The organism is Acidovorax sp. KPB24-07, from assembly GCF_057543315.1.
On the sequence record NZ_BAAJYS010000756.1, the window covers coordinates 1 to 1,038 of the forward strand.

Annotated in this window: 1 protein-coding gene; it reads left to right on the forward strand. The window is 73.2% G+C overall.

Features of this window, described 5'->3' with window-relative positions:
* Positions 1-179: 179 nt before the first annotated feature.
* The coding region (locus AC27IQ_RS25580; protein ID WP_487091308.1) for an AAA family ATPase at positions 180-1,038 on the forward strand (859 nt) is incomplete at its 3' end.

Here is a 1,038-nt window from a genome sequence, read left to right on the forward strand (position 1 = left end):
CCCGCTGCTGGACGTGCTGCTCGATTACGACGTGATGGCCCCGCGCATCCTCGACGGCGCCCTGGCCGACGTGCTGGCGCTCGAGCGCAGCGAGGCCGCCGCCACGCCGGGCGCTGCAACGCCCGCCACGGACCCCACCCCGGCGCCCGCCGCCTGACCGACGACGAACCCCGCGCCCCATGTTCCACCTGCAAACCCTCGAACTCGTCCACTGGGACTACTGCCAGCGCGTGGCCCTGCCGCTCGATGCGTCCATCATCACCATCGCCGGGCCCAACGGCTCGGGCAAGACCACGCTGCTCGATGCCATGCGCACTCTGCTGGGCCTGCGCTGCTCGGCCCCGCGCGACTACCGCACCTACGCGCGCCACGCCGGCGCGCAGACCGCCTGGCTGCGCGCCGTGGTGGACAACCGGCCCCAGGGCCGCCAGACCTCCAGCCGCCCGTTCGCGCGGCGCCTGCTGTACGGCGACCAGGTCACGCTGGCCTGCCGCATCGACCGCAACGGCGGCGACTGGCAGCGCCGCTACTGCCTGCTCGACGGCGACGTGGGCATCGAACAGCTGCGCGACACGCCCGAGAAAGACCTCGGGTTCATGGGCGTGGAGGCCTGGGGCCGCGTGCTGGGCGCGGCGGGCCTGTCGCCCGCCATCGCCCGCGTGCTCTCGCTGGAGCAGGGCCAGACCGACCGCCTGTGCGAATTCAGCCCGCGCGAGCTGCTGCGCCTGGTGTTCGACGTGTTCGGCGACCAGCAGGTGCTCGATGCCTACGACCAGGCGCGCGAGCACCAGCAGCAACTCGTGCGCGAGATGGCCCAGGCCGAGCGCGAGCTCGACCACGGCCGCGCGCAGCTGGCCGAGCTGCAAAACCGCGTGGCCAGCTACCAAAGCTGGCAGTTCAAGGTGGCCGAGCGCGAGCGCCTGGCCACCGAAGTGCTGCCCGTGCTGGCCTGGCACGGCGAGCGCGAGGCCCTGGCCAAGCAGGCGCGCGAACTGCGCCGCCAAAAGACCCAGCACCGCAGCGCCCTGGCCGACCAGG